At 62.1% G+C, this 25,895-nt stretch carries 29 protein-coding genes; 16 read left to right on the forward strand and 13 right to left on the reverse strand.

Going from position 1 to position 25,895, the window contains the following annotated elements:
• Window positions 1-143: 143 nt before the first annotated feature.
• The 3 genes from rplI to rpsF form a co-directional block, all read right to left on the reverse strand.
• The gene (rplI, locus tag V4T21_RS17685; RefSeq protein WP_332719342.1) at window positions 144-758 is read right to left on the reverse strand and encodes a 50S ribosomal protein L9; all 615 of its coding nucleotides are present in this window, start codon (window positions 756-758) and stop codon (window positions 144-146) included.
• 84 nt (window positions 759-842) lie between these two features.
• The gene (rpsR, locus tag V4T21_RS17690) at window positions 843-1,097 is read right to left on the reverse strand and encodes a 30S ribosomal protein S18 (RefSeq protein WP_116653663.1); all 255 of its coding nucleotides are present in this window, start codon (window positions 1,095-1,097) and stop codon (window positions 843-845) included.
• Window positions 1,098-1,110: 13 nt separating this feature from the next.
• A complete protein-coding gene (gene rpsF / locus V4T21_RS17695; RefSeq protein ID WP_332719344.1) occupies window positions 1,111-1,485 on the reverse strand; it encodes a 30S ribosomal protein S6 in 375 nt (124 codons plus the stop codon).
• A gap of 301 nt (window positions 1,486-1,786) precedes the next feature.
• Between rpsF and V4T21_RS17700 the strand changes: the two genes are divergently transcribed.
• The 9 genes from V4T21_RS17700 (at window position 1,787) to gmk (ending at window position 8,820) form a co-directional block, all read left to right on the forward strand.
• A complete protein-coding gene (locus V4T21_RS17700) occupies window positions 1,787-2,059 on the forward strand; it encodes a YlcI/YnfO family protein (RefSeq protein WP_332719346.1) in 273 nt (90 codons plus the stop codon).
• Window positions 2,056-2,352, forward strand: a complete 297-nt coding sequence (locus V4T21_RS17705; protein ID WP_332719348.1) for a type II toxin-antitoxin system RelE/ParE family toxin — start codon at window positions 2,056-2,058, stop codon at window positions 2,350-2,352. The genes V4T21_RS17700 and V4T21_RS17705 overlap by 4 nt, the downstream gene beginning before the upstream one ends.
• A 117-nt stretch (window positions 2,353-2,469) precedes the next feature.
• Entirely contained in the window at window positions 2,470-3,417 is a 948-nt protein-coding gene (fabD, locus tag V4T21_RS17710; RefSeq protein ID WP_332719350.1) for an ACP S-malonyltransferase, read from the forward strand.
• A 35-nt stretch (window positions 3,418-3,452) separates the two neighbouring features.
• Complete coding sequence (gene fabG, locus V4T21_RS17715; RefSeq protein ID WP_332719352.1) at window positions 3,453-4,190, forward strand: 3-oxoacyl-[acyl-carrier-protein] reductase; 738 nt, start codon at window positions 3,453-3,455, stop codon at window positions 4,188-4,190.
• Window positions 4,191-4,411: 221 nt separating this feature from the next.
• A complete protein-coding gene (locus tag V4T21_RS17720; protein ID WP_090595791.1) occupies window positions 4,412-4,648 on the forward strand; it encodes an acyl carrier protein in 237 nt (78 codons plus the stop codon).
• 29 nt (window positions 4,649-4,677) lie between these two features.
• Window positions 4,678-5,940, forward strand: a complete 1,263-nt coding sequence (fabF, locus tag V4T21_RS17725; RefSeq protein WP_332719494.1) for a beta-ketoacyl-ACP synthase II — start codon at window positions 4,678-4,680, stop codon at window positions 5,938-5,940.
• 140 nt (window positions 5,941-6,080) lie between these two features.
• Window positions 6,081-7,250 (forward strand): endolytic transglycosylase MltG, encoded by a 1,170-nt coding sequence (mltG, locus tag V4T21_RS17730; protein ID WP_332719360.1) that lies wholly within the window; start codon window positions 6,081-6,083, stop codon window positions 7,248-7,250.
• A gap of 5 nt (window positions 7,251-7,255) precedes the next feature.
• On the forward strand, window positions 7,256-8,149 hold the full coding sequence (locus tag V4T21_RS17735; protein ID WP_332719362.1) for a YicC/YloC family endoribonuclease: 894 nt from the start codon (window positions 7,256-7,258) through the stop codon (window positions 8,147-8,149).
• 26 nt (window positions 8,150-8,175) lie between these two features.
• Window positions 8,176-8,820 carry a guanylate kinase gene (gmk, locus tag V4T21_RS17740; RefSeq protein ID WP_332719364.1) on the forward strand — a complete coding sequence of 215 codons (645 nt, stop codon included), beginning with the start codon at window positions 8,176-8,178 and terminating at the stop codon, window positions 8,818-8,820.
• Window positions 8,821-8,834: 14 nt separating this feature from the next.
• Here gmk and rsmA read toward each other — a convergent pair whose 3' ends face one another.
• The 6 genes from rsmA to V4T21_RS17770 form a co-directional block, all read right to left on the reverse strand.
• Window positions 8,835-9,680 carry a 16S rRNA (adenine(1518)-N(6)/adenine(1519)-N(6))-dimethyltransferase RsmA gene (rsmA, locus tag V4T21_RS17745; RefSeq protein ID WP_332719366.1) on the reverse strand — a complete coding sequence of 282 codons (846 nt, stop codon included), beginning with the start codon at window positions 9,678-9,680 and terminating at the stop codon, window positions 8,835-8,837.
• Window positions 9,677-10,663 carry a 4-hydroxythreonine-4-phosphate dehydrogenase PdxA gene (gene pdxA / locus V4T21_RS17750; protein ID WP_332719368.1) on the reverse strand — a complete coding sequence of 329 codons (987 nt, stop codon included), beginning with the start codon at window positions 10,661-10,663 and terminating at the stop codon, window positions 9,677-9,679. The genes rsmA and pdxA overlap by 4 nt, the downstream gene beginning before the upstream one ends.
• A 13-nt stretch (window positions 10,664-10,676) precedes the next feature.
• Window positions 10,677-11,597 carry a SurA N-terminal domain-containing protein gene (locus V4T21_RS17755; protein WP_332719370.1) on the reverse strand — a complete coding sequence of 307 codons (921 nt, stop codon included), beginning with the start codon at window positions 11,595-11,597 and terminating at the stop codon, window positions 10,677-10,679.
• 118 nt (window positions 11,598-11,715) lie between these two features.
• Window positions 11,716-14,070, reverse strand: coding sequence for an LPS-assembly protein LptD (locus V4T21_RS17760; protein WP_332719372.1), 2,355 nt, complete (start codon window positions 14,068-14,070; stop codon window positions 11,716-11,718).
• Window positions 14,070-15,149 carry an LptF/LptG family permease gene (locus V4T21_RS17765; RefSeq protein WP_332719374.1) on the reverse strand — a complete coding sequence of 360 codons (1,080 nt, stop codon included), beginning with the start codon at window positions 15,147-15,149 and terminating at the stop codon, window positions 14,070-14,072. Before V4T21_RS17765 ends, V4T21_RS17760 begins: the two co-directional genes overlap by 1 nt.
• A complete protein-coding gene (locus tag V4T21_RS17770; RefSeq protein WP_332719376.1) occupies window positions 15,146-16,225 on the reverse strand; it encodes an LptF/LptG family permease in 1,080 nt (359 codons plus the stop codon). The genes V4T21_RS17765 and V4T21_RS17770 overlap by 4 nt, the downstream gene beginning before the upstream one ends.
• Window positions 16,226-16,408: 183 nt before the next feature.
• Here V4T21_RS17770 and V4T21_RS17775 point away from each other — a divergent pair, with 183 nt between their 5' ends.
• Together V4T21_RS17775 and V4T21_RS17780 are read left to right on the forward strand one after the other, a co-directional pair.
• The gene (locus V4T21_RS17775) at window positions 16,409-17,899 is read left to right on the forward strand and encodes a leucyl aminopeptidase (RefSeq protein ID WP_332719378.1); all 1,491 of its coding nucleotides are present in this window, start codon (window positions 16,409-16,411) and stop codon (window positions 17,897-17,899) included.
• The gene (locus tag V4T21_RS17780; protein ID WP_332719381.1) at window positions 17,896-18,345 is read left to right on the forward strand and encodes a DNA polymerase III subunit chi; all 450 of its coding nucleotides are present in this window, start codon (window positions 17,896-17,898) and stop codon (window positions 18,343-18,345) included. Before V4T21_RS17775 ends, V4T21_RS17780 begins: the two co-directional genes overlap by 4 nt.
• Before the next feature lie 4 nt (window positions 18,346-18,349).
• On the opposite strand, the gene V4T21_RS17785 is transcribed toward V4T21_RS17780, so the two are convergent.
• The gene (locus tag V4T21_RS17785; RefSeq protein WP_332719383.1) at window positions 18,350-19,207 is read right to left on the reverse strand and encodes a DUF4344 domain-containing metallopeptidase; all 858 of its coding nucleotides are present in this window, start codon (window positions 19,205-19,207) and stop codon (window positions 18,350-18,352) included.
• 94 nt (window positions 19,208-19,301) lie between these two features.
• Window positions 19,302-21,176, reverse strand: coding sequence for an ABC-F family ATP-binding cassette domain-containing protein (locus V4T21_RS17790; protein ID WP_332719496.1), 1,875 nt, complete (start codon window positions 21,174-21,176; stop codon window positions 19,302-19,304).
• Window positions 21,177-21,283: 107 nt separating this feature from the next.
• Between V4T21_RS17790 and V4T21_RS17795 the strand changes: the two genes are divergently transcribed.
• The 3 genes from V4T21_RS17795 to ndk all read left to right on the forward strand — a co-directional run bounded on the left by V4T21_RS17795 (window position 21,284) and on the right by ndk (window position 22,351).
• Window positions 21,284-21,571 (forward strand): CopG family ribbon-helix-helix protein, encoded by a 288-nt coding sequence (locus tag V4T21_RS17795; RefSeq protein WP_332719385.1) that lies wholly within the window; start codon window positions 21,284-21,286, stop codon window positions 21,569-21,571.
• Window positions 21,568-21,840, forward strand: coding sequence for a type II toxin-antitoxin system RelE/ParE family toxin (locus tag V4T21_RS17800; protein WP_332719387.1), 273 nt, complete (start codon window positions 21,568-21,570; stop codon window positions 21,838-21,840). Before V4T21_RS17795 ends, V4T21_RS17800 begins: the two co-directional genes overlap by 4 nt.
• Before the next feature lie 88 nt (window positions 21,841-21,928).
• Window positions 21,929-22,351: a nucleoside-diphosphate kinase gene (ndk, locus tag V4T21_RS17805; protein WP_332719389.1), complete on the forward strand. Its 423-nt coding sequence runs from the start codon at window positions 21,929-21,931 to the stop codon at window positions 22,349-22,351.
• 60 nt (window positions 22,352-22,411) lie between these two features.
• Here the strand turns inward: ndk and V4T21_RS19230 are convergent, their stop codons facing one another.
• Window positions 22,412-22,672 carry a YjiS-like domain-containing protein gene (locus tag V4T21_RS19230; protein WP_440589675.1) on the reverse strand — a complete coding sequence of 87 codons (261 nt, stop codon included), beginning with the start codon at window positions 22,670-22,672 and terminating at the stop codon, window positions 22,412-22,414.
• 108 nt (window positions 22,673-22,780) lie between these two features.
• Here V4T21_RS19230 and V4T21_RS17815 point away from each other — a divergent pair, with 108 nt between their 5' ends.
• Entirely contained in the window at window positions 22,781-23,647 is an 867-nt protein-coding gene (locus V4T21_RS17815; protein ID WP_332719395.1) for a LysR substrate-binding domain-containing protein, read from the forward strand.
• Here the strand turns inward: V4T21_RS17815 and V4T21_RS17820 are convergent.
• Window positions 23,627-24,241 carry a MarR family winged helix-turn-helix transcriptional regulator gene (locus V4T21_RS17820; RefSeq protein WP_332719397.1) on the reverse strand — a complete coding sequence of 205 codons (615 nt, stop codon included), beginning with the start codon at window positions 24,239-24,241 and terminating at the stop codon, window positions 23,627-23,629. The genes V4T21_RS17815 and V4T21_RS17820 overlap by 21 nt on opposite strands.
• A gap of 99 nt (window positions 24,242-24,340) precedes the next feature.
• Between V4T21_RS17820 and V4T21_RS17825 the strand changes: the two genes are divergently transcribed.
• Window positions 24,341-25,876: an MDR family MFS transporter gene (locus V4T21_RS17825; RefSeq protein ID WP_332719399.1), complete on the forward strand. Its 1,536-nt coding sequence runs from the start codon at window positions 24,341-24,343 to the stop codon at window positions 25,874-25,876.
• Window positions 25,877-25,895 lie beyond the last annotated feature (19 nt).

The raw sequence follows: 25,895 nt of genomic DNA on the forward strand, positions 1-25,895 counted from the left end.
GATTCGAAGGGATTTATGTGCGATCAGCCGGGCAATTTGGTGGCTGTGAAAAGCCATGGACAACTCTGGGGAAAACCGGGCGAAGAAAAGGGCCGGATGCGGACATCCGGCCCTCTCGAAAATACCAGTGAGGAGAAAGCCGATTAGGCGTTCTGCTCTTCGGTTTCGCCTTCGGCAGCTTCGGCGGCTTCGCCTTGCTCGGCCTCGGCGTATTCCTCATCGTCCATGTCGGCGAGGGAGACGAACTCTTCTTCCTCGTCGTTGTAGTCCTTGCGCGCAAGGTCTTCGCCATTAGCCTGGCGCTCGGCTTCGTCCGCCGAACGGGCCACATTGACGGTGATGGTCACCGCAACTTCGGCGTGCAGGTTGAGGGGGATGGCGTGCAGGCCGACGGTCTTGATCGGCGCCCCCAGATCGACCTGGCTGCGCTCGACCTTCTCGCCATCGGCAACCAGCGCATCGGCGATATCGCGGGCCGAGACCGAACCGTAAAGCTGACCGGTTTCACCAGCCTGACGGACCATGACGATGGTCTTGCCGTCGAGATCGGAAGCGATCTTTTCAGCGTCCGAGCGGCGCTCGGCGTTGCGGGCTTCGATCACCTGACGCTCGGATTCGAACTTGGCGCGGTTGGCGTCCGACGCACGGAGCGCCTTGCCCTGCGGCAGCAGGAAGTTACGGCCGAACCCGTCCTTGACGTTGACTTCGTCGCCGATGGTGCCCAGACGGCCCACGCGCTCGAGAAGAATGACTTTCATTGATTTTCTCCAATGCTGTCCCACTCAGGGGAGTGGTTAGAGCGCCCGACCATTCGGGCGCCCAGCCAAAGCCCGAAAGGGCTCTTATTTCACCGCGTAGGGCAGCAGGCCCAGGAAGCGGGAGCGCTTGATGGCGCGAGCGAGTTCGCGCTGCTTCTTGGCCGAAACGGCCGTGATGCGCGAGGGAACGATCTTGCCGCGTTCGGAAACGTAACGCTGCAGCAGGCGGACATCCTTGTAGTCGATGACCGGTGCGTTGGCGCCCGAGAACGGGCAGGTCTTGCGGCGACGCTGGAAGGGGCGACGAGCCTGCGAAGTGGTAAGGTCACGAATTGCCATTATCCATCACTCCTTAAAAACGGCGCGGGCCACGGGGACGGTCGCCACCGGGGCGGTCGTCGCGGTCGCGCTTCTGCATCATCACCGACGGGCCTTCTTCATGCTTGTCCACGCGAATGGTCATGAAGCGCAGCACGTCTTCGTTGATGCGCATCTGGCGCTCCATCTCGGCCACGGCGTTGGCCGGAGCGTCGATGTTGAGGAGCGTGTAGTGCGCCTTGCGGTTCTTGTTGATGCGATAGGAGAGCGACTTGACGCCCCAATATTCGCTGTTGGCAACCTTGCCGCCGTTTTCGGCAAGCAGGTCGGTATAGGTCTTGGTCAGGTCTTCGACCTGCTGCGCGGAGACGTCCTGCCGCGACAGAAAGATATGTTCGTAAAGGGGCATAGAGTGCCTTTCTTGAGAACTTGCTTCAATAAACATCGCCGGCGCGGAGCCTCTTTGCAGCCGATGGAAAGGCGACAAAGGTTCTACTAAAGAGCGGGAACACGGGAGGCCGGACCGGTTTGAACCATCGATCCATTGTCCCTTGCGTTTGTGACACAACGAACAACCCTCCGTTCAGCCCCCGGCCAAACGAATGCTGCGCGTCTCTATAGCGGATGGGGAAGGATTGCAAGGTTTATCCTTGTAGGAGAGTCCAAGGCGCGCTACCTTGCATCGCAAATGCAACGCAAGGATTGCCGCCATGAAAACCGCGACCCTTCCCTCGCTCCGTGTCGAGCCCGAACTGCGCCAAGCCGCCGAGGAGGTGCTCAGGGAAGGCGAGTCCCTTTCCGCTTTCGTAGAAGACGCAGTGCGGCGTGATATCCGTCGGCGCAAGATCAACCAGGAGTTTCTGGCAAGGGCGCTTGCGGCCGAGGCCGAAGCGGAAGAAACCGGTGTGTACTATTCAGCCGAAGAAGTCTTGCAGGAAATCGATGAGATCATTGCGAACGCCGAAGCGAAATCCGCTTCGTGAGCTATCGGATCAAGCTCACACCGCAGGCTCGCCACGACATTCGGCGACTTTATGACTTTCTGGCCGAAAAGGACGTCAAAAGTGCCACGCGTAGCCGGGCGATACTTCAATCAGCCTTCGAAACCTTGAAGCTTTTTCCCTATAGCTGCCGCAAGGTCGATTATAGCGACCCTACCTTGCGCGAACTGCTCATTCCGTTCGGGAGAGGCGGCTACGCCGCGATTTTCCGTATTCGCGATCGCGAAATTCGTATCCTCGCCATCCGCCACCAACTCGAAGACGACTATCTGTAACGATCGTAGCCCCCGCTTCGCACAGAATAACAGGCCCCGCACGGCGCTTCGCCTTGACTTGGCCCGGTTTTGGGGGCACCTCGCCGGCCAATTACCTGGATGTGTACGAGACGATTCATGACCAAACCGGCATTCACCTTCCCCGGACAAGGCAGCCAGGCCGTCGGCATGGGGCGCGATCTCGCCGAGGCCTATCCCGAAGCCCGCGCGGTCTTTGAGGAGGTCGACGATGCTCTGGGCGTCGCGCTTTCGACAATCATGTTCGAAGGCCCGGACGATACGCTTCGCCTCACGGAAAACGCCCAGCCCGCGCTGATGGCGGCGTCCCTCGCCGTGGTCCGCGTGCTCGAAGCCAGGGGCATTTCCGTCGCCGAAAATGCCAGTTTCGTCGCCGGCCACTCGCTGGGCGAATATTCGGCGCTTTGCGCTGCAGGAACCTTCTCGCTGGCCGATACGGCACGCCTTCTCCAGATTCGCGGCCGTGCCATGCAGCAGGCTGTGCCGGTGGGGCAGGGCGCCATGGCGGCCATTCTCGGCCTCGATATGGATACCGTGCGTGAAATCGCCGCCGCCGCTGCCCAGGGCGCGGTCTGCGACGTGGCCAATGACAATTCCCCCGGACAGGTGGTGATCTCGGGCGATGCCGCCGCTATCGAGCGGGCCATGGACATGGCCAAGGAACGCGGCGCCAAGCGCGCTCTGCCGCTTCCCGTCAGCGCCCCGTTCCACTGCGCGCTGATGGCCCCAGCAGCCGAGGCGATGCAGGCCGCGCTGGCCGAAGTCGATATGAAGGCACCCGTGGTTCCGGTTGTTTCCAACGTTCTCGCCACCCCGATCACCGATGTCGCCGAGATTCGCCGCCGGCTCGTCGAGCAGGTGACCGGCATGGTCCGCTGGACGGAATCGGTCGGCTGGCTCGCTTCCACCGGCGGGGTGACCGAACTCTATGAACTGGGAACCGGCAAGGTTCTCACCGGGCTTGCCAAGCGCATTTCCGGCGATGTTTCCGCCCGCGCCATAGGAACGCAGGCCGACATTGAAGCATTCATCGCTGAACGCGCATAAGCGGCGCCAGGAACGATAAAGAGAGGCAAATCGCTATGTTCGATCTTTCGGGTAAACGCGCACTGGTCACCGGCGCCAGTGGGGGCATCGGCTCCGCCATTGCCAAGGCTCTGGCCTCGCAGGGCGCCGAAGTGGCCTTGAGCGGAACGCGCGTGGGCGCGCTCGAGGACGTGGCCAAGGACATCATCGGCAAGAATCACATCCTGCCGTGCAACCTCTCGGACCCCGACTCGGTCGAACGCCTCGTGCCGCAGGCCGAAGAGGCGATGGGCGGCATCGATATCCTGGTCAACAATGCCGGCATGACCCGGGACAATCTCTTCATGCGTATGAAGGACGAGGAGTGGGACGATGTTCTCGCCATCAACCTGTCAGCGCCATTTCGTCTCACCCGTGCCGCCATCAAGGGCATGATGAAGCGCCGTTTCGGCCGCATCATCTCGATTTCCTCGGTCGTGGGGGTCGTGGGCAACCCCGGCCAGGGCAATTACGCCGCCTCCAAGGCCGGGCTGGCGGGCATGTCCAAGGCGCTGGCCTATGAGGTCGCCAGCCGCGGCATCACGGTGAACATGATCGCTCCCGGCTTCATCGCTTCGGCAATGACCGACGAGCTCAACGAAAAGCAGCAGGAAGCCATTCTCGGCAAGGTTCCCGCCAGCCGGCTGGGCACTGCCGACGAAGTGGCGGCCTGCGCGGTATTCCTCGCCAGCGAGGGGGCTGCCTATATCACTGGTCATACGCTGAACGTCAACGGCGGAATGGTGATGATCTGACCGTCAAGGGGGCTTGCGTCCGATTGCTTTGACGATATGGTCATCCTCCAGAAAGTGTGATAGTTGCGCCGGCACGTTGTGGCCGGGAGGTCGACACTAAAGGCGATTGAAGCCCCGGAAAGTCCCGCCGCTGCGCAATAAGGGAGCCATTAGGCAATCCATCCTGCCCAGGGGCAGAGCGTTAAACAACGAACTCTTAGTCTGCAAAAAAGGAAGACACTATGAGCGACATCGAAGATCGCGTCCGTAAGATCGTCGTGGAGCACCTGAACGTCGAAGCCGACAAGGTCACCGAAAAGGCCAGCTTCATGGATGATCTGGGAGCGGATTCGCTCGATCAGGTCGAACTCGTGATGGCCTTCGAAGAAGAATTCGGCGTGGAAATCCCCGACGACGCAGCCGAGTCGATCCAGACCTTCGGTGATGCCGTCGCCTTCCTCACCAAGGCAACCGCGTAACCATCGATCCGGTTCGCAAAGTCATGGAAATGCGTCGCGTCGTCGTTACCGGTCTCGGGATCGTCAGCCCTCTGGGTGTCGGTCACGAAACCGTCTGGTCCAATATTCTTGCGTCCAAAAGCGGCGCGCAACGCGTTACCGACTTTGAAGTCGGCGATCTGGCGTGTCAGATCGCCTGCCGCATCCCGCTGGGCGATACCGCCGAGGGCAAGTTCAATCCCGACGATTGGATGGAGCCCAAGGAACAGCGCAAGGTAGATCCGTTCATCGTCTTTGCGATGGCGGCTTCCACGCAAGCCCTTCAGGATGCCGGCTACAAGGCCGAAACGCTCGAACAGCAGGAGCGCACTGGCGTTCTCATCGGTTCGGGCATCGGCGGCATCGGCGGCATCTACGATGCCTCGATCACGCTGGCCGAAAAAGGCCCGCGCCGGATCAGCCCCTTCTTCATTCCCGGGCGCCTCATCAATCTGGCATCGGGCTATGTTTCGATCGAGCACGGGCTCAAGGGCCCCAACCACTCGGTCGTAACGGCCTGCTCCACCGGGGCGCACGCCATCGGCGACGCAGCGCGGCTCATCATGCTCGGCGATGCCGACGTGATGGTGGCGGGCGGCGCCGAATCGCCGGTCAATCGTCTGTCCCTGGCAGGCTTTGCCGCCTGCCGGGCGCTTTCGACCGGGTTCAACGATACCCCGGAAAAGGGCTCTCGCCCGTATGACAAGGACCGTGATGGTTTCGTCATGGGCGAGGGCGCGGGCATCGTCGTTCTGGAAGAATACGAACACGCCAAGGCCCGTGGCGCCAAAATCTATGGCGAAGTCATCGGCTACGGCCTCTCCGGCGACGCCCATCACATCACGGCGCCCGCCGAAGATGGCAATGGCGGTTTCCGCTCCATGTCCGCCGCCATCAAGCGGGCCGGCATCCAGCCCTCCGATATCGATTATATCAACGCCCACGGCACATCGACCCCGCTTGGCGACGAAATCGAACTGGGCGCCGTCACCCGGCTTCTGGGCGATTCTGCCGCCAATGTGGTGATGAGCTCCACGAAATCGGCGGTCGGCCACCTTCTCGGTGCCGCCGGCGCGGTGGAAGCGATCTTTTCGCTGCTCGCCATGCGTGACAGCGTCGCCCCGCCGACCATCAATCTCGACAATCCGTCGGTGGAAACGGCGATCAACCTTGCACCCCACAAGCCGGTGCAAAAGGAGATCAACGTGGCGTTGTCCAATTCCTTCGGCTTTGGCGGCACGAACGCGTCGCTTATCTTCCGCAAGGCGTCATAGGGCCGGGTTTGGCCCTTTTGGCACTTGTTTTTGCCGGATTTCTTGCTCCATATGGCCGTGTGACACATCAGGGATTCCCTGAAAAATCCACAAGATGACGGGCGCCTGAGCCCGCGACCTACGGGACGGAAATCGACCGCATGGCCGACCGCAAGAAAAAGACACGCCGCCGTTCACAGAATGGGTTCTTCGACGCCCTGAATGGCCTGCTCACCCTTGTTCTTCTCGCGCTGCTCGGCGTCGGTGGCCTGTTCGTCTACGGCGTCACCGTGTTCAACGCCGATGGCCCGGTTGCCGAGGACCGCAGCTTCGTGGTCGAGCCCGGCAATGTGCTGTCCACGGTTTCCCGGCGCCTCGAAGAGCAGGGCTTCATTTCCAACGCCGATGTCTTCAATTACGGCTCGCGCCTGCTGCGCCGTGGCGACAATCTGCGGGCCGGCGAATTCAATATCGCCGCCAATTCCTCGATGTTCGATATCATTCGCGAACTCAGCGAGGGCACCCCGATCCAGCATCAGGTGGTGGTCCCCGAAGGGTTCACGTCCTGGCAGGTTGTCGAGCGCGTCAATGCCGATGCCGACCTGACGGGCAATATCGAAATCCTGCCTGCCGAAGGCAGCCTGTTGCCGGGCGCCTATTCCTACCAGCGCGGCGACACCCGCCAGTCGATCATCGATACCATGACCACGGCCATGGACGCGGCGCTGGAGGAGATCTGGGACGCCCGCGATCCGGAGCTGCCGCTCGAAACGCCCGCCCAGCTCGTCACCCTCGCCTCCATCGTGGAGCGGGAAACCGGGCTTGCGGAAGAGCGGCCGCGTGTCGCCGGCGTGTTCGTCAACCGGCTCAATGTCGGCATGCGCCTGCAATCGGACCCGACGATCATCTACGGCATTACGCTCGGACAGGGTTCGCTGGGCCGCGGCCTGCGCCGCTCCGAGATCGAACAGGTAACGCCCTACAATACCTATCAGATCGACGGCCTTCCTCCCGGACCGATCGCCAATCCGGGTATCGATTCCCTGCGGGCGGTCGCCAATCCCGAGGGGCACGAATACTATTACTTCGTTGCCGCCGGCGCCGTGCCGACCGACGGACACGTCTTCGCCGAGAACTATTCCGATCATCAGGCCAACGTCGCTGCCTACCGGCAGATCGAACGCGCTGCCGCCGAGGCGGCGGCCGAAGCCGAGGCTCAGGCCGCAATGGACGAGATTGCAGCCGAAGAGGCCGCCGAAGCCGGTGACGAAACCGCCGAGAACGAACCGGCCCCCGATGCGGACGGTGAAGCTCCAGCCGAGGAGCAGTAGCGGTTATGGGTGAGCCGTTGGCCAGCATGACCGGTTTTGGGCGCGCCAGCGCCCAGATCGATAACTACGCCATTCTCGTCGAAATCAAATCGGTCAACGGGCGTGGCCTCGATATCCGCTCCCGTCTCTCGGCGGGCTTCGATGTGCTCGAAGCAGACATCAGGCGGATGATTTCCGGCCATCTCGCGCGTGGCTCGCTTTCCGTTTTTCTCAACGTCCAGCGCCGCGCCGCCGAGGATGAGCTGGTGGTCAACCAGCAAGCGCTCGATCGCGTCCTCGCGATAGTCGAGACCGTCGGCAAGCGCCTTGATGCGCGCAAACCGTCGATCGAGGCCATTCTGGCGCTCAAGGGCGTCATGGAGGCCAAGGAGCCCGAGCTCGGTCCCGATGAAGAGAAGCGGCTGCATGCGGCCATTTTCGATTGCGTGAAGGTCGCCCTTGGCGCGCTCGTTGAAACCCGTCGAGCCGAGGGCGAGCGCATCGGCGCCATCCTTGCCCAGCGCGTCGAGGAAATCGCCTTCCTCGCCGACACCGCCCGCGCCCACCCGGCGCGCTCGCGCGATGCCATTCTCGCGCGGTTGCGCGAGCAGGTCTCGGCCTTGACTGAGGCCGACAACAGCTTGAGCGAGGACCGGCTGCATCAGGAGGCCGCCTTGCTCGCGACCAAGGCCGATATCGCCGAAGAACTCGATCGGTTTTCCGCCCATGTCACCGCTGCGCGCGACCTTTTGGGCAAGGGCGGTCCGGTCGGACGCAAGCTCGATTTTTTGAGTCAGGAATTCAACCGCGAAGCCAACACCCTTTGCTCCAAGAGCAATGATGTGAGCCTGACCGCCATCGGCCTTGACCTAAAGGCGACGATCGATCAGTTACGTGAGCAGGTTCAGAATCTAGAGTAATTTTCGGCGGGGCAGGGGACACGACCATGATGAATTTCGCACGCCGTGGCGTCATGCTGGTCATCGCTTCGCCTTCGGGCGCCGGCAAGTCTTCGATCTCTCGCCAGCTTTTCTCGCAGGACCCCAATATCGCGCTTTCGGTGTCCATCACCACGCGAGCCCGCCGCACTGACGAGATCGACGGCACGCACTACCACTTCATTGACGTCCCCAAATTCGAGCAGATGCGCGACCGGGGAGAATTGCTCGAATGGGCCGAGGTCCACGGCAATTTCTACGCGACCCCGCGCGAAAAGGTGGAGGAGCGTCTTTCCGCCGGCAAGGACATCCTGTTCGACATCGACTATCAGGGCACGCTGCAACTCTACGAGAATTGCCGCGACGACATGGTCACCGTCTTCATCCTGCCCCCCTCCATCGCCGAACTGCGCGCCCGCCTCGAACGTCGCGCGCAGGACAGCAACGACACAATCGAAAAGCGCCTGCGCAACGCGCGCAAGGAAATGGAACACTATTCGGAATATGACTATGTTCTGGTCAACGAGGACCTGGAACAATCCGTCCAAATGGTCCGCTCCATCCTCGCCAGCGCCCGGCTCCAGCGCCCCCGCCAGACAAAGCTCGATGGCTTTGTGGAAGATCTGAAGGGCCAGATCGACGCGCTGGGATAGGCGTCGGAAGCGCTCTAACCCCGCAGCTTTGCCACTTCCCGCGCCAGTTCCACATAGGTCGCGACGGACAACGTTTCCGCCCGCTCGTCTCCCGCCAGCCCAGTGGCTGCAAACAGCGGCTCCAGCGGCACGCCAAGCCCCTTGAGGCTCTGGCGGATCATCTTGCGGCGCTGCCCGAACGCATGTCGCGTCACCTCCTCGAGCGCCCGAACGGGCACATCCGCCTCCACCGGCCTGGCCACGAGATGCACCACCGATGACGTCACCTTGGGCGGCGGCGTAAACGCGTTGCGATCGAGGTTCATGGCGATCCTGGCATCGGTGCGCCAGCCCGAAAGAACCCCAAGCCGTCCATAGGCCTTGTCCTCGGGCCGCGCCACGATGCGTTCGGCCACCTCCCGCTGGAACATCAGCGTCAGGCTCTCGAACCATGCCGGCCACGGCTCTTCCGACAGCCACCCCGTCAGCAGCGGCGTGGCGATATTGTAGGGCAAATTGGCGACGATCTTGGTCCGGCCATCCGCGAGGCCGCGATAATCGACCTCCAGAGCGTCCGCCGGAATCACGTCCAACCGGCCGGGATAGGCGTCCGCTATCTGCGCCAATGCGGGCAATGTCCGCTCGTCACGCTCGATGGCGATCACCCGTTTGGCACCAGCCGCCAATAAGGCGCGCGTCAGCCCGCCCGGTCCGGGCCCCACTTCGATGACAGTGACGTTGGAAAGCTCGCCCGCGCTGCGCGCAATCCGCGCGGTGAGGTTGAGGTCGAGCAGAAAATTCTGCCCCAGTTCCTTTTTCGCGCGCAGGCCATGCTCGGCGATCACCTCGCGCAGCGGGGGCAACTCGTCGATCTGGCTCATGAAATGGCGTCCGCCAGCCGGATCGCCGCCAGCATCGAGTTGGGCGAAGCGCGCCCCGTGCCCGCAAGCGAAAACGCAGTGCCATGATCGGGCGAAGTCCGCACAATGGGCAGCCCGAGCGTGACATTGACGCCGGCATCGAAGGCGATGGTCTTGATCGGGATCAGCGCCTGGTCATGATACATGGCCACCACACAATCGTAATTGCGCCAATGGGGCGGGTAGAAAAGCGTATCTGCCGAAAGCGGGCCGAACACGTCGATGCCATCCGCCCGCAGCGCGGCGAGGGCAGGGACGATGATATCGACCTCCTCGCTTCCGATCATGCCATCCTCGCCCGCATGCGGGTTCAGCCCCGCCACCCCGATCCGCGGATTGGCGATTCCGAAGCGGCCGGACAGATCGCGCGCGATGACGCGGATCGTCCTGTCGATCAGCTCGGCGGTGATCCGTTGGGGAACTTCGGCCAGCGGAATGTGGATGGTCAGCGGCACGGTGCGCAAATCGTCATGGGCCAGCATCATGACCGGCAACGGCACCTCGTCATCGTCCGCGCACAGCGCCGCGAGAAATTCCGTATGGCCGGGATATTCGAAGCCGGCACCGTAAAGGGCGGCCTTGTGGATGGGGGCCGTGACCAGCCCCCGAAACGCACCCGCCTGCACCGCTTCCACCGCCTGCGCGATGGCACCCACCACCACCGGTGCGGTGTTGGGATCAGGAACTGCCGGCGTATCGGCGACATCGCCCGCCACGGCAATCACGGGGAGCGCCCGGCCGAAGGTTTCGCTCACCGCATCGGGGGATACGGCCTCGATAGCGATGTCGAGGCCCAGCCGCGCGGCCCGGGCCGCGAGAAAATCCGCATGCCCATAAACCGCGAAAACCGGCAGTCCAAGGGACTGCCGGTCGGCATAAAGCTGGAGGATGAGGTCGGGGCCGATGCCAGCCGGCTCGCCCATGGTCAATGCAAGCGGACGCAAGGCCCCGTCACCTCTAGCGGCGGATAATGGTTGCCGAAGACCGCAACTGAGCGAGATATTCCTCGGCCTGCGACTGAAGAGCGTCGGCGCCCGCTTCCTGACGGAGATCGTCGGTGAGGAAGGCGAGATCCTCGGCCTGGGCCTTTTCGCAGACCGCCAGCATCGAGACGCCACCGGCGACGACGCGAGGCGAGGTGATCTGGCCCACGGTCAAGCCGGCCAGCTCATTGGCAACGGCTTCCGGCAACTGCGTGGCATGGCGTCGGCCGAGGTCGCGCACCGCCGCGTCGGTGAACTGGATGGCAACGTCCACCGCCATGTCGCAACCGGTAAAGCGGCTGCGATACTGGTTGGCTTCGGCGGTGCGGCGCGACGCGGAAATCCCCGATCCTTCGGGAATGACGAACAGGACTTCCTTGAGGATATAGTCAAAGCTCAGCGCCGGCGTCACACGCTCGGAAGCCTGCATCTCGAGTTCGAGTTCGGAGATCTGCACGCGCGAGCGCAGCACCTGCGAGACAACCTGCTGCCAGGCGAGCGTGGCCTGAAGCCGGTCGCGCAGCGTTTCGGGATTGACGCCGTTCTGGTTCAGAAGATTGGTGAGGTTCGAAACGCTCGAGCGCATATTGCTCGCCACGTTGGAAAATGCCGAATCCACCTGCGCGTCAGAGATCGTAACGCCGATGCGCTGGGCTTCGCTCAGCCTGATCTGATCGTCGATCAACTGTTCGGTGGCAAGCTGGATGCGGGCGGAATTGCTCGAACCCTGGCCCTCGATGCGCAACAGATTGGCACGGTCGTTGATCTGCTGATCGGTGATCGGGGTGCCGTTGACGGTCACCCTCACGGCCTGCGCCTGGACGGCGAATGCCATCAGCGCCAGCCCCATGGCAAGGCAGATACCGGCGGTTCTCAAAACGAGCCATTCTCTCATGATATTCCGCTCCCTAAAGCGCTTTCGCCTCGTCCTCTAGCACAAATGCGGCCAAATTCGGCAGAGTGGGCGGGGTTTGCGACAGTGCCTATCACGTTTCACGCGCCTTGGCACGGCTTTAGAACTCGGAGAACTCGTATCCCAGGTCGATCATGTTCCGGTCTTGCGGTCCGCTCAGGCTGAAATTGACGCCGATGCGGAATTCGTTCTCGGAATCATGGGTCGGTCCCGTGGCCCGCGCCTGAATGCCATAGGCAAGAAAACGGTCGTCATACCGGATGCCGGCCGTCGTCTCCAGCCATTGGCTGGTCGCCAGATCCCACGCGATGCCGGCATTCGCCGTCCAGTAATCGGCAAATGGCACCGTTGTGCGCACAGCAACTTCCTGACGGTCCTCGGTCGTGCCCAGAACCGGATTTTCCGCGATATACACATAATTGGCCGAAAGCCCGACACCGTTCTCGAACTGACCGGAAGCGGAAAGCTGGCCGCGCGGGATATCCCCCGTCACAGGGTCGATTTGCGCCTTCGCACCGGCGCGCAAGGTGCCGTATCCCCCCTGCAGACCGGCCACGATATAGGACGAGTCGGTATCGATGCCCGATCCGATGCCCGCCGTGCTGCCGTCGGTCACCTCGAACCCGTTGGTGCCCGCCAGATGGAACGATTGCCCCACCAGCCCGCCGATCCAGGCGCCATTGTCGAAGCTCGTCTGGAACTGGCCGCCGACATTGGCCCTCAATCCGGTTTCCTGACGATCGGCGCCCGAAAAACGGTTGAAGCTGAAAAGATTGGTGTCTTCAAAAACAAAGCCCTGGGAATCGTCATTGGCGATGCCCGGAACCGCAGGACCTTCGCGATAGACGAACTGGGCGATGGGCTCGATCACATGCGTAGCCCCGGTGGTACGCGCCAGAAGCGGATAACGAATATCGACCGCCGCAATCGGCGTGGCCGAGAAGAGGGATTCGTTCGATGGAAACTCGCGGCAGAAGTCGGTCGCCAACTCTCTCGGTGTGTCGCAAAACGCACCGGCATCATCGGCAGAGACATTGGCGGCGTCCAACCGTCCGCCGATGTAGGGTGAAACGACCAAGCCGCCGGGCATGACATACTGATTGGTCCACGCGGCCTGCGTCATTGCGTGAACCGATTGGCTTTCGTAGCCAAAGGCATATCGTTTGTCGCTGTAAAAGCCTGATGCGTGATTGGCTTGCCGCGTCAGCCCCAGAAGCCGGCCCGAAAGCTCGATCCGCCCAGCCTCGTCGGCAAGTTCCACGATGCGTTCATAAACCGCGTTCGGGTGCGTAAGCGCCTGACGGTCGAGCCTTGGTTGATAGGCATCCCAATCCGCTGGGGCTGGGGTAACATCGAGCGGCACGAACTGCTGCACGCGAATATCGCCATAGCTGTCGTTGTCGAGGTAGGTCGCGTAAACCTCTTGCGTCGCCCGCGATTGGTCGAAGTAATCGTGGAGATATGTCGGGTCCGTGAACGCGGTATAAGACCAACCAAGCGTCCACTCGTCCGTTGGGGTAAATTGCCCGGTGGTCTGAATGGCGCCACGGAAATTGCGATTGGCCAGCCCCTCATAAACCCCGGGGTTGCCCTGATAAACGCCCGATGCCGTTATCGAATAGCTCACGTCGCCCACCCTCTGGCGCCAATCGAGCTCCACGCCGGCACCCTGATTGGTGTAGATGGTCGGCGTCACGGCCAGCGTGCCGCCGGCAACTGGGTAGCGGAAGAAGCGCAGGGAAATGCCCACCCCATATTGCTCGTCAAACGAGAGCACGGGAAATTCGATTTCTTCGTCGGCGGGCATGCTCAGCCACGGCAGCCAAAGCACAGACATTCCGAGCAATTGCAGGGTGGGTTCTTCGAAATAGATCACCCGCTCGGCTTCGTCGGTGATGATGCGCGCCGCCTTGACCGACCAGCCGATGGTGTTGCCCTTGTCGTCGATACAGGTGCCGCAGGGGCGATAGGTTCCATCCACATAAACGCGCTCGACACCCTCGTCGAACGTGGTTTCGGCGGCGGTGAACTGGCTGCCGTCCGGAAAAGCCGCCGTCAGCGCGCGCAAAAAGCCTTCGCGGAAACCGTCTTCGAGGTCGATGCGGTCGGCGATATATTCAACCCCATCGGGATCGACCACGGCGACATTGCCCACCAGCTCGACCCGGCCGGTCGTCTGGTAATAGATCGCCCGGTCGGCGGTGGCGCGGAAGTCCTCGAAGCTGATGCCGACATTGCCCTGGGCAATGACGGTGTCGTTGCGCGAATCGAACACCATGGTGTCCGCCGCCACGGCCATATCGCCGCCGGCCCCTGAAGGGATGCGGGAAAAGAAATCGGCCGGAATGATTTCCTGGGCCTGGCTTGCCGGCGCAAACGTCAGCGCGGCAGCCAGAGCACATGCAAAAAGTGCGCTGTGCCGCACGATATTTTTCCCCTTGGGTGGTTTGGTCATCAAACTCGCCCGTCTTCTCTACGCAAGATCACGGTCAATCCGATGACAATGGCGGTAAGGGCAGGCCCCCACGCCGCTGCTATCGGGTTGAGAACGCCCGCCGAGCCCGCTCGGTCGGCCATCTCCGTGATTACAAACACCACCAGCCCGAGGACAATGCCGTAGACGATGGTCCACCCATAATGCCCCGCTCTTCGATAACCGGCGGTAAAGGCGAAGGCAATCAGCAAAGAACCCACCAGCACGAAAGGAATGGCATTGAGTTTCTGGAATCGTGTTTCCGCCGCCGCCCGCGCGAAGGGATCGGCAATGCCGTTCCGGAGCGCTTGTCGGAGGTCGAACCAACTCATGTCTTCAGCCGTCCCCAGCTTGAGACTGAGTTCGGAAGGCGTGGCGATCGTCGCCAGGGACATTTCCGAGAAGGGGCGGGGAGGGCTGTCGACGTTGAGAACAACCCCGTCGTGGATTTGCCACGCCCCCGGCTCCAGCACCGCCCTGTCGGCGTGAATACGCGTGCCCGTTCCGCCTTCGGGTTGATAGCGCAGGATCGTTATGTCCCTTAGCTCGGTGCCGCCCTGCAGCACGCTGCGCGCATAGAGCATATAGTCGCCATCCGCGCCGGTCTGGTTGAACCACGTCTCCCGGTTCTGCACGCCATAAGCCCGCCCCCAGCCGATCTGGGCGGCATCGAGCTCCTGATAGATGCGGATCGCGAAGCTGTCGACAATGGTCGTTGCCGCGATGCCGGAGACGAGAATCATCAGTATCGGCCATCGCATCGCCGACCAGATGGATCGCCCCGAAGCGCTGATGATCACCATCTCGCGGTGCGAGTGCAGATCGATCAATCCCACGATTGCCCCGATGAGCACGGTCACCGGAAGCCCCAAAAGGCTCCAGCGCAGGGCGCTCAGGAACGCCAGGCCGGTCGATGTCCACGGCCCGGCGATTTCCGCCGTCTGGTTGAAGCGCCCCGTATCGAGAAATTCGACCAGCAGGATGATCCCGAAGAATATCCCGACCACCAGTCCGATACGGCTCGCAAGCCGCACACACATGACGCGTCCGACCCGGCTCATCGCGCAAACCTCCACCGGGGCAGGATGAAGGCGCGTCGGCTCCGCACCCAAAGCAGCAGCAACGCCCCGCCAAGGATGATCGAGGGCGCTATGTAATGCCGCGCTCCGCCGCCGGAAAAAGCCCCGATGGCCTGTTCGGCGAAGGCGACGAGCAGGATGACCAGTTCGACGGGTATGCGTCGCCGGCCACGCCCACCGTCCGGATAGGCGCAAAGCGCGGCGGCGAGGGCGCAGATAGCCAGCGCCCGCAGGGTATCGGCCAGACGCTCGTTGACGAGGCGGACCGCCCGGTCCCCCTGTTCGCCGACCGCGACAGCCGCGAGCAGCGAAATGCTGTCGGCCTGATCCAGCCCGCGCGCCGCCGACGCGGCGTCCAGCAGGCTGGCGAGGCTGATGTGATATTGCGCGAAGTGAATCTGGCTCAGCCCCGATTGGCCGGCGCTTTCATACTGTATGGCGCCATTGTTGAGGATGAGCTGATAGCCGGTCTCGTCCTGGAACACCGAAGCCGTTTCGGCGAAATAGGTGCGGCGCGTTTCATTGGTCGTGTCGTCGAAGAAAAAATCGACCAGCGTGCCGTCGCGCTCACGCGCGGCGATGGAAAAGACCAGCCCGTCCTCGACTTCGGTGAAGCGCCCCGGCACCAGCGCGCGGCCAACAATATCGGCGGCAATCTGCGCGGACCAATCAGCCGAAACCCGCCGCGCATTGGGTTCGATCCAGTTGGCGACCAGCGTCACCGCGGCGGCGCCGACCAGCGTAAACGAAATGATGGCCCGCCAGAGCGAGCCGGTACGCTGCGCCGCGTGGATCGTATGGAGTTCGCGCGAGGCCTGCAGCGCCCGCAGCCCGCGCACCAGGCCGATTGCAAAGCAGACATAAAGAATTGAACGCGCGAAGGTCGGCGTCGTCAGCGCGCTCTGGCCCATCAGCGTCAGGAAATTCTGCCCCTGCGCCGAGACCAGATCGAACAGGCGCAAAAGCTGCATGAGCCAGATCAACGCGCCGCCCGCCGCGAAAATGGTGAGCGCCTGCGCGAAAAACTGTCCCTGCAGGTAGCGCGAAAGTCTGTCCATGGAATCCCTTGCCGGTCCGGTGCGCCGATGTTCTAGCCTGTTCGCCCGGTCGGAAAAAGCGCTGCCTGGCAACAGGTGACGTGCAAACACGCCTCCCCATGCATTGACGTGACCCGGACTGGAGATAATGCTCGGCACTACCGCCTCCGGCGAATCTCTCCTGGCCCAAGGTATTTCCCCAAGATGCCCGACTTCCTTTCGATCGACCTTTCCGAACAGACGCCCAAATCGGCGCAGGCCCTCGTTTTCTACGCCAATGAAAAGGGCTCATTGGGGCCGGTCGGCGGCGCAATCTGGGCGCGGACCGGACTCGATTTCGAACGGATCGCTCAAGCCACGGGCTTTTCGGCGCGTCCGGGCCACATGATCGATATCCCCGCTCCGGCCGGCCTCGATTGCGAACGCCTCATCATATTGGGACGCGGCGAGGACGGAGAGGGCGAAAGCGATGCCGCATGGGCCGATCGCGGCGGATCGCTGTTTGCCAAGCTCGATGCCGCCCGCGTTCACGACGCGGCGGTCATCCTCGACGAACCGGGCGCCACGCCCCGCCAGATCGCCGCGCTGGCAGCAGGCGCCACATTGCGCTCCTACCGTTTCGACAAGTACATCAAGCGCCGCAATGGCCGGAACGACCACAAGCTCGCGCTCACCCTCGTCGTCGGCAAGCCCAAGGATTTGCGGTCCGAAATGGACGCCGCCCTCGCCGTGGCCGCCGGCACCGTGCTGGCCCGCGATCTGGTCAACGAACCCGCCAATCTGCTCGGCCCCGACGATTTCGCCGGCGTCGCCCGTGGGCTTACGGAAATCGGCGTCGCCGTCGAAATCCTGACCGAAAAGGAAATGGAAAAACTCGGCATGGGCGCCTTGCTCGCCGTGGGGCAGGGCTCCGTCCGCCCCCCACGCCTCGTCGTCATGCAGTGGAACGGAGGCAAAAAGCAGCAGGACCCGGTTGTCTTCGTCGGTAAGGGCATCGTTTTCGATACGGGTGGCATTTCCATAAAGGGCGCCGCCTCGATGGAGAACATGAAGGGCGACATGGCCGGCGCGGCGGCGGTGGTCGGTCTCATGCACGCCCTCGCCAGCCGCAAGGCCAAGGTCAACGCCATCGGCATCCTCGCGCTCGCCGAAAACATGCCCGACGGCAATGCCTTCCGCCCCGGCGACATCATCACCGCCATGTCGGGCGAAACCATCGAGATCATCTCCACCGATGCCGAGGGACGGCTGGTTCTGGCAGATGCGCTCTGGTACTGCCGCGAGCGGTTCAAGCCCCAGGCGATGGTCGATATCGCAACCCTCACCGGCGCCGTCCTCGTCGCGCTCGGGAACGATTATGCGGGTCTCTTCACCAACACCGATTCCCTTTCCGCCAGCCTTCAGCAGGCCGGCCTCGCCACCGGCGAAAAGGTCTGGCACCTGCCCATGGGGCCGGCCTACGACAAGCTCATCGAAAGCCGTTTCGCCGATATCAAGAACCAGGGCGGCCGCAACGGCGGCGCCTCCATCGCCGCCCAGTTCCTCTCCCACTTCGCAGGCGATACGGCCTGGGCCCATCTGGATATCGCCGGCACCGGTTTCGGCGGCCCATCGTCGGAAACCAATACCTCATGGGGCACCGGCTTCGGCGTCGCCCTCTTCGACAGGTTCATCAGGGATAGTTACGAAGGATGACCGACCTGCTGTTCTACCATCTCGAAACCCGCCCGCTCGAATCGGTGCTGCCCGCGCTTCTCGAGAAAACCCTCGAACGGGGCTGGCGCGCGGTGGTCGAAGCAGGAAGCGGCGAACGTCTCGAAGCGCTGGACGCCGCGCTCTGGACCTATAGCGATGACAGCTTTCTTCCCCACGGCATCGCCCGCGGAAGTGATGAAGACGCGGCTCAGCCCGTATTGCTGACAGGCGGAAGCGAAAACCCCAACGACGCCACCGTCCGCTTCTTCGTCGACCGCGCCACGCCGCGAGAAATCGAAGGCTATGAGCGCTTCGTCTATATCTTCAACGGCCACGATCCCGACGCCGTAACCGAGGCGCGGGAGGTGTGGCGCAATCTCAGGTCGACCTACGACCTGACCTATTGGCAGCAGGATGCCGGCGGGCGCTGGAGCAAAAAGGCCTGATCGGCTATTCCGCCCGCCCCAGCTTTTCGAGCTTGAGTTTCCGCAACAGCGCGAAGTGCTCGCGCACCGGCATGACCTCGGCGACGAACAGGTCGTAGAAAAAATCCACCCACTCGTAACACAGGATCACTTCGCGGGTTTCGAGGTCGTAGAAGGCGTTCACCTCGCCGCAATTCTCCGCCGTCATCCGCACGGGATTGGGCAGAACGAAGCTCTTGGCCACCCAGTCGGCATATTGCTCGAGCACCCGTTCCTGCTTGAGCAGGGCCTCGACCTCCGGATATTCCCCCCGGCTGTTCCGATATTGAACCTCGATCTCAGCTCCGACCGCCCCCAACCGCCGATGTGGATCGAGCACGGTATTCCAGCCCTGCTCGGCGATGCGATAATCCTCGGCGCAACTGTTCTGCCGGTCGATCGGCAGCGAAATGCGCGTCGCATACTGGGTGTGGTTGTCGTAATCGCTGCCCACCATCAGGCACGCAATGGCATAGGAGCGCTGGATATCGAGGCTGTGGGCCCCATAGAAATCGGCGTTCACATAGCCGCGCGTCGGCCGGGTGGTTTCCGAATACAGCCAGCCATCCACGGTGTCCTGCAAGCCGACGATATCGGCCCGCGCGCCGGTCTCCAGCATCATGACTGTCGCCATCGTGTCGACGGCATCCTCCTCGCGGCCCAGCACCGGAAGGTCGAGCTGATCGACGAGAAGGTGGCCGATTTCATGCAGCATCGTATGACGGACATTGCCCATCACGAACTGCACCGCCGCCTCATGCTGGCTGTTCGTCAACTCCTGCGCGGTGGCAGGCACCGCGCTCGCCAGCATCGTCATCAAGGCGGCAATCAAGCGTTTTGCCATCGGTCCCTCGTTTCCTGCCTCGGGGTTTTCCGCACTTTAGCCCGCGCAAAACCGGGAGACCAGACGGGTGTGGCCGGTTCGGTAAAGAACCGGTCTATGCCTCGGCCTGCGCTGCTTCCAGTTCGGAACTCTTTTCCAGCCAGACGTCTTCGAGCGCGGCGATTTCTTCCTCGAAACGAGATTTTTCGATGCCCAGCTTGATGGCCTTGTCAGGATCGCCCGTATAAAGCGCCGGATCGTCGAGTTGCTTGTCGACCTTGGCCAGATCCTTGCGCTTCCATTCGAGCTTCTGTTCGACGGATTTGATTTCCTTGCGAAGCGGTGCCAGTTCGGCCCGCCGTGCCGCCGCTTCCTGCCGCTCGCGCTTCCTGTCCGAAGCGGACCCGCCGCCATTGCCCCCGCCCGAATTGCCCGAGGTGAGGCTTCTCTGATAGCCGTCCAGATCGTCCTCGAAGATCGAGATGGTCCCGTTCTCGGCGATCCAGAGCGTATCGCAGGTCGCTTCGATCAGGTGCCGGTCGTGCGAAATGATCAGCACGGCGCCCTTGTAGTCGTTGAGCGCGTGGACCAGTGCGTCGCGGCTGTCGATATCGAGATGGTTGGTCGGTTCGTCCAGCACCAGCATGCCCGGCCCGTTGAAGGTGATCAGCCCCATCAGCAGCCGCGCACGCTCGCCGCCGGACAAATTTTTGGCCTTGGTGTCCATGCGCGTCGTCGACAGCCCCATCTGCGCCACCCGCGCGCGGCGCTTGGCCTCGCTCTCCATGGGCATCAGGTCGATGACGTGCTCGTAGGGCGTCAACTCGGGTTTCAGATGGTCGAGCTGATGCTGGGCGAAATACGCCACCTCCAGCGTCTTGGCCTTGAGCATCTGCCCGCCCATGGCCTTGAGCTCGCCCGAAAGCAGCTTGGCAAAGGTCGATTTGCCGTTGCCATTGGGCCCGATCAGCGCAATCCGGTCATCGGGATCGATCCGGTTGGTGATGCGCGAAAGAATAACCTTGTCGTCATAGCCCACCGACACATTGTCGAAGGTGATCATCGGCGTCGCAGGCGCCTTCTTGGGCTGCTGGAAGCTGAACGGCGCGGCATATTCGTCAAACAGCGCTTCGGGCGGCCGCAATCTCTGGATCGCCTTCAAGCGGCTCTGGGCCTGCTTGGCCTTGGTGGCCTTGGCGCGGAACCGGTCGACGAATTTCTGCATATGCTCGATCTGGGCGAGCGTCTTTTCCCGCGCCTTGTTCTGCAGTTCCATCTGCATCCGGCGCGTTTCTTCGAACGTATCGTAATTGCCCTTGTAAAAGGTCAATTTGCCGCGTTCGAGATGGATGATCGAACTGACCGCCTTGTTGAGCAGGTCGCGATCGTGGGAGATCATGAACACCGTATAGGGATAGGTCGCCAGATAGCGCTCCAGCCACAGGGTGCCCTCGAGATCGAGATAGTTGGTCGGCTCGTCGAGCAGCAGCAGGTCGGGTTGCGAGAACAGAACCCCGGCAAGCGCCACACGCATACGCCAGCCGCCCGACAGCTCGCTGCATGGCCCACTTTGCCGCTCAAGTGAAAACCCGAGACCTTTCAAAATCGCGCTCGCCCGCGCCTCGGCGGTGTGGGCGTCGATATCGGCCAGCCGCGTATGAATCTCGGCAATCCGGTGCGGGTCCTCGGCGGTCTCCGCCTCTTCGAGCAATGCCGTGCGCTCCTTGTCGGCGCTCAGCACCATGTCGAGCACGCTCATCCCGCTCGCCGGCGCTTCCTGTGCCACGGCCCCGATCCGCGCGCGCCGGACAAGCTCGATCGATCCCTGCTCAGGCGCGAGAAAGCCCTGGACAAGCTGGAACAGCGTCGTCTTGCCGGACCCGTTCTTTCCCACGAACCCTGTCTTGGACCCGGTCGGCAACGTCACCGAAGCCCCCTCGAACAGCGGCCGGCCTGCGATTTTGTAATGGAGATCGGTAATGGTGAGCATGATGGCGCGGTGAGTATCGTCCGAGAGGGCAGGGCGCAAGTCTTGTCATTGGCCCTTTCATTTTCCATGTGTTACAATGTCATTATCTCGTAATTCGGAGGAAACACATGGCCGAATCCACCTTCACCTTTCGGGTCGACGAAGACCTGAAAAAGCAATTCGCCGAGATCGCCAAATCCAAGGACCGGACCGGCGCTCAACTTATCCGTGACTTCATGCGCGAGGCAATCGCCAAGCAACAGGAAGAGGCAGAGTATGACGCGTGGTTCCGGGCAAAGGTCCAGCAAGGGCTTGATGACGCGGCAGCAGGTCGCGTCTATACCAGTGAAGAGGTCGAGGAATATTTCGCCAAACTCAGGGCGGAGCTCCTTGAGCACGAGGAAACCGAGGCGTGAAGCTGGTGTGGACCGCGACCGCCCGCACCGACCGCGTAAGAATTGCCCGCAAGATCGCGCAGAATAATCGCTCCGCCGCTCGCAAGCTCGATATCAAATTGGCAACATCGGCCGGTGGTCTTCTCGATTACCCGCAACGCGGGCGGCCAGGGCGCCTCGAAAATACGAGGGAACTGGTCGTCCATCCCAATTACATATTGGTCTATGAGATCGATGCGGACACCGTTCGCATCCTCACCATCCTCCACGCCGCCCAACTCTGGCCGTAACCATCCGCCATCCCGTCTTGCCACTGCCAAACAGGAACGCTAAAAGGCGCCACCTTTTCCGATCCCATTCCAGCAAGGACCAGACCAAATGGCCATCCAGCGCACTTTCTCGATCATCAAGCCGGACGCGACGGCTCGCAACCTGACCGGCAAGATCATCACCAAGTTCGAGGACGCCGGTCTTCGCGTTGTCGCCTCCAAGCGTATCCGCATGACCCGCGAACAGGCCGAAGGCTTCTACGCGGTCCACAAGGAACGCCCCTTCTTTGGCGAACTCGTCGACTCCATGACCTCCGGCCCGGTCGTCGTCCAGGTCCTCGAAGGTGAAAACGCCATCGCCAAGAACCGCGAAGTGATGGGCGCCACCAATCCCGAAAACGCCGACGCAGGCACCATCCGCAAGGAATTCGCCGTCTCGGTCGGCGAAAATTCGGTCCACGGTTCGGACGCCCCGGAAACCGCTGCCGAAGAAATCAAGTTCTTCTTCACGGACGACGAAATCGTTGGGTAAGGCATTAATGCCTGGTTCCCGAAATTAAAGAAAAGGCCGCTCCTTGGAGGCGGCCTTTTTTCAATGCGGTTGCGTCTGTTCCACAAGATCGCGACCGAGCCCATTGCGCCTGAGCGCATGCTCCACATCGGCTCTCGTCAAGCCGATATCGCGCAATTGCCATTCTTCCATATCCGCGAGCCGGATCAGCGATTTCCGCTTGGCCACGTTCGCGCGTTGCGCCCCCCACCATCCGGTTGCGACCATCGCGAAATAGCCCCAGATTGTGGTCCGGCGACCGGCTTGCGCGGCGAGGTCTTCGCATTCGAACAAGAGATGCATGGTTCCGTCCTCTTTGTTGACGAAGCCATCCTGCGCCTATTGGTTATATTGATCTAACGAATGTTTTTGGCTATAAAGATCGAGATAATCGATCTAAGGCCAAAACTCATGTTTTCGCTCGATCCCGATTTCCTGCGCACCTTCCTCGCCATTTCCGAAACCGGCAGTTTCGGCGCGGCAGGCGAGAAGGTGAACAAGACCCAGTCCACCGTCTCGGCCCAGATGAAGCGGCTTGAGGAAATCGTCGGCGTCCCGCTGTTCGAAAAAGAGGGGCGGCGAAACGTTCTGACCGCCGACGGCCTCAAGCTTCTCGAATATGCCGCCTCCATGGTGCGGCTTAATGACGAGGCGCTGCGCTCCTTCCGTCCGCCCGAAATCAGCGGACGCGTTCGTCTGGGCGCCATCGATGAATATGCGCAGGCATTCCTCCCCGCAATTCTGCGCGCCTTCAATCTCGCCCATCCTTCCGTGCAGGTGGAAGTGGCGACGGGAAATACCGGCTATCTCCTCAGCCTTCTGTCCGACGACGAACTCGACGCGGCAATCCTCTCGTGCCGGGCCGGAGATACCGATATCGAAGTCCTGCGTTCGGATCGGCTGCATTGGTTCGGTGGGGAAGGGACCTCGCCCCATTTCGAAGATCCGCTGCCGTTCTGCGCGTGGTCTTCGGGCTGTTCCTGGCGCGAAATGGCCTCGGCGGCGTTGATCCGCGATGGCCGCAATTCGCGTCTGGTGGTCACCACCTCCAACGCGGCACTGATCACGCTCACGGTCCGGGACGGTCTCGGCGTAGCCGTAGCGCCGGCCTGGTTCATCAGTCCCGGCTTGCGGATTCTCGATGAAATGGATGCACGCTATCCGCTCGGCAATTCAGAGATCGGTATCAAGCGCGCGGCGGGAGCTGAAAATCCCGTCCTCGAACTTTTCCTCTCCTATGCCAAGGCCCAGCTGAGTTCAGCCACTCTTGCTGCTTGAAGCCAGTTCCTTTTTGGCCGTCGCAATAGCCTGGGAAAATTGCGCAATCTCATCGGGGAATTTCTCCTCGACCTTCTCGCTCGAGCGCATCCAGTTCGAATAACGTTCGAGCAGGGGCACGAACACCGCGATATCGTCCTTGGACCATCCGCTGAAGAATTCGCCGAGCAACAGCCATTTGAATTTGTGAACAGCATCGACGATGGCCTGTCCGGCCGGCGTCAGCTCCAGAATCGTTCGGCGCGCGTCGCGCTGCGACACGGCCCTTCGGGCATAACCTTCGTTGACCATTTCCGCGACGAGCCGGCTGGCCCGCGATGGATCGATCATCAACCGCTCAGCGACCGTTGAAACCATAGTCTCGTTTTCGTCGTTGGTTTCCGAAGACGAGGCGACGGCGAAAAGCACATCGACATGAGCAAGGTCGATATCAAGCTCCAGTGCGCGCAACGCCCGATGGCCGAGTTCGCGCTTATGCATCTGCCGCCGCCAGTTTTGGGACACGGTGTCGATCCGCAATAGCGCTTCGGCAAGGTCGGGGTCCTTGCTGCGTCCGGCGAGAACCTCGCGTATCGCTTCCTGTCGCGTTGACATGGATGATGCTCCTTAAATGCATGCCTTATGCAATTGCATGCTATTGACATGTAAATGCCGTAAGCAGATATATCAAGCACCTTGTTATCGGAGTTTAAAATGTCGCAATCCATTCCAGCCGCGCCGGAGGAGAAGCCGACCAACGTCAAGTTGGTGATCGGCGCGGTGATCGCGACCCTGCTCGTTGCCTCGCTGGGCCAGACGATCATCACGACCGCGCTGCCGATCATCGTGGGCGAACTGGGTGGGATCGAACACATTTCCTGGGCCATCACGGCCTATCTTCTGGCCGCCACTGTCGCCGCGCCGGTTTTCGGCAAGCTTGGCGACATGTATGGCCGCAAGCTGATGCTCCAGGTGGGCATCGGCATTTTCCTCTTGGGCTCGGTCATCGCCGCACTGTCGGTCGATCTGACCATGCTGGTCGTTTGCCGCTTCCTGCAGGGTCTGGGCGGCGGCGGGCTCATCGTCACCGCCATGGCCGCGGTGGGCGATGTCCTGCCGGCGCGCGAAAGAGGCAAGGCGCAGGGCTTCATCGGCGCCGCCTTCGGCCTTTCCACGGTTATCGGCCCGCTGATCGGCGGCGTTATCGTCGAGGCGCTGTCCTGGCGCTGGCTGTTTTTGGTCAACGTCCCGATCGGAATTGCGGCCTTCGTCGTCATCGCCATCGCGTTCCAGACCCAAACCAAGGGCATCAAGCGCAAGATCGACTACGCCGGCGCAATCCTGCTGGCCACCTCGCTGTCCGCGCTGGTGATCTACACCAGCATCGGCGGAACGGTGCTGCCCTGGCTGGCGCCCCAGGCCCTCATCCTCCCTGTCATCGGCATCCTCGCGCTCATCGCCTTCATCATGGTCGAACGCAAGGCGGAAGAACCGATCCTGCCGCTGTTCCTGTTCCGCAACAACGCGTTCCTCGTCTCGAACGCCGTGGGCTTCATCATCGGCACGGTCATGTTCGGCACCATCACCTACATGCCCTCCTACCTGCTCATCGTGCAGGGCTTCGCCCCCACCGAAGCCGGCATGGCGCTGCTGCCCATGATGATCGGCCTGATCGGCTCGTCGACGCTTTCGGGCATCTTCATGTCGCGAACCGGCCGCTACAAGATGCTGCCGATTTTCTCGACCGCCCTGCTCGCCGTGGGCGCGCTGCTGCTCGGCACGCTGGGCACCGATACGCCCTTCGCACTGATCGTCCTCTATATGCTGATGGTCGGCCTCGGCCTCGGCCCGGTCATGAGCGTTGGCGTCGCCGCCATCCAGAACGCGGTGCCCCACACGGTGATGGGCGTCGCGACCGCCAGCGCGCAGATGTTCCGCCAGATCGGCGGCTCGCTCGGCGTGGCCGTCCTCGGCGCGATCTTCGCCAACCGGCTCGCCTATGAGGCAACCGCCATCGGCCATCCCGAGGGCACGGCGGGCTTCAACGCCGATGTGCTCGCCACCATGCCGGCTCCCGAACAGGCGGCGATGCTGGAGGCGTATGTCTCGGCAATGCACCCGATCTACTGGATCGCCGCCATCGCCGCCGTCGTCGCGTTCGTCGTGGGCTGGTTCCTCATCGAAATCCCGCTTTCCGACCGCCACCCCCAGCGGGTCGAAGTGGAACCCGAGCCGCAAGCTGCGGAATAACGAAAAGCCAACACCCCCG

It is taken from the genome of Pelagibacterium mangrovi (assembly GCF_036662815.1).
GTDB classification, from domain to species: Bacteria; Pseudomonadota; Alphaproteobacteria; order Rhizobiales; family Devosiaceae; genus Pelagibacterium; species Pelagibacterium mangrovi.

What these genes read in the sequence shown, in the direction of transcription:
- rplI (WP_332719342.1), bottom strand. Translation starts at nt 758, where the DNA reads ATGAAAGTCATTCTTCTCGAGCGCGTGGGCCGTCTGGGCACCATCGGC.
- rpsR (WP_116653663.1), bottom strand. Translation starts at nt 1,097, where the DNA reads ATGGCAATTCGTGACCTTACCACTTCGCAGGCTCGTCGCCCCTTCCAG.
- rpsF (WP_332719344.1), bottom strand. Translation starts at nt 1,485, where the DNA reads ATGCCCCTTTACGAACATATCTTTCTGTCGCGGCAGGACGTCTCCGCG.
- V4T21_RS17700 (WP_332719346.1), top strand. Translation starts at nt 1,787, where the DNA reads ATGAAAACCGCGACCCTTCCCTCGCTCCGTGTCGAGCCCGAACTGCGC.
- fabD (WP_332719350.1), top strand. Translation starts at nt 2,470, where the DNA reads ATGACCAAACCGGCATTCACCTTCCCCGGACAAGGCAGCCAGGCCGTC.
- fabG (WP_332719352.1), top strand. Translation starts at nt 3,453, where the DNA reads ATGTTCGATCTTTCGGGTAAACGCGCACTGGTCACCGGCGCCAGTGGG.
- V4T21_RS17720 (WP_090595791.1), top strand. Translation starts at nt 4,412, where the DNA reads ATGAGCGACATCGAAGATCGCGTCCGTAAGATCGTCGTGGAGCACCTG.
- fabF (WP_332719494.1), top strand. Translation starts at nt 4,678, where the DNA reads ATGCGTCGCGTCGTCGTTACCGGTCTCGGGATCGTCAGCCCTCTGGGT.
- mltG (WP_332719360.1), top strand. Translation starts at nt 6,081, where the DNA reads ATGGCCGACCGCAAGAAAAAGACACGCCGCCGTTCACAGAATGGGTTC.
- V4T21_RS17735 (WP_332719362.1), top strand. Translation starts at nt 7,256, where the DNA reads ATGGGTGAGCCGTTGGCCAGCATGACCGGTTTTGGGCGCGCCAGCGCC.
- gmk (WP_332719364.1), top strand. Translation starts at nt 8,176, where the DNA reads ATGATGAATTTCGCACGCCGTGGCGTCATGCTGGTCATCGCTTCGCCT.
- rsmA (WP_332719366.1), bottom strand. Translation starts at nt 9,680, where the DNA reads ATGAGCCAGATCGACGAGTTGCCCCCGCTGCGCGAGGTGATCGCCGAG.
- V4T21_RS17755 (WP_332719370.1), bottom strand. Translation starts at nt 11,597, where the DNA reads ATGAGAGAATGGCTCGTTTTGAGAACCGCCGGTATCTGCCTTGCCATG.
- V4T21_RS17760 (WP_332719372.1), bottom strand. Translation starts at nt 14,070, where the DNA reads ATGACCAAACCACCCAAGGGGAAAAATATCGTGCGGCACAGCGCACTT.
- V4T21_RS17765 (WP_332719374.1), bottom strand. Translation starts at nt 15,149, where the DNA reads ATGAGCCGGGTCGGACGCGTCATGTGTGTGCGGCTTGCGAGCCGTATC.
- V4T21_RS17770 (WP_332719376.1), bottom strand. Translation starts at nt 16,225, where the DNA reads ATGGACAGACTTTCGCGCTACCTGCAGGGACAGTTTTTCGCGCAGGCG.
- V4T21_RS17775 (WP_332719378.1), top strand. Translation starts at nt 16,409, where the DNA reads ATGCCCGACTTCCTTTCGATCGACCTTTCCGAACAGACGCCCAAATCG.
- V4T21_RS17780 (WP_332719381.1), top strand. Translation starts at nt 17,896, where the DNA reads ATGACCGACCTGCTGTTCTACCATCTCGAAACCCGCCCGCTCGAATCG.
- V4T21_RS17785 (WP_332719383.1), bottom strand. Translation starts at nt 19,207, where the DNA reads ATGGCAAAACGCTTGATTGCCGCCTTGATGACGATGCTGGCGAGCGCG.
- V4T21_RS17790 (WP_332719496.1), bottom strand. Translation starts at nt 21,176, where the DNA reads ATGCTCACCATTACCGATCTCCATTACAAAATCGCAGGCCGGCCGCTG.
- V4T21_RS17795 (WP_332719385.1), top strand. Translation starts at nt 21,284, where the DNA reads ATGGCCGAATCCACCTTCACCTTTCGGGTCGACGAAGACCTGAAAAAG.
- ndk (WP_332719389.1), top strand. Translation starts at nt 21,929, where the DNA reads ATGGCCATCCAGCGCACTTTCTCGATCATCAAGCCGGACGCGACGGCT.
- V4T21_RS19230 (WP_440589675.1), bottom strand. Translation starts at nt 22,672, where the DNA reads ATGCATCTCTTGTTCGAATGCGAAGACCTCGCCGCGCAAGCCGGTCGC.
- V4T21_RS17815 (WP_332719395.1), top strand. Translation starts at nt 22,781, where the DNA reads ATGTTTTCGCTCGATCCCGATTTCCTGCGCACCTTCCTCGCCATTTCC.
- V4T21_RS17820 (WP_332719397.1), bottom strand. Translation starts at nt 24,241, where the DNA reads ATGTCAACGCGACAGGAAGCGATACGCGAGGTTCTCGCCGGACGCAGC.
- V4T21_RS17825 (WP_332719399.1), top strand. Translation starts at nt 24,341, where the DNA reads ATGTCGCAATCCATTCCAGCCGCGCCGGAGGAGAAGCCGACCAACGTC.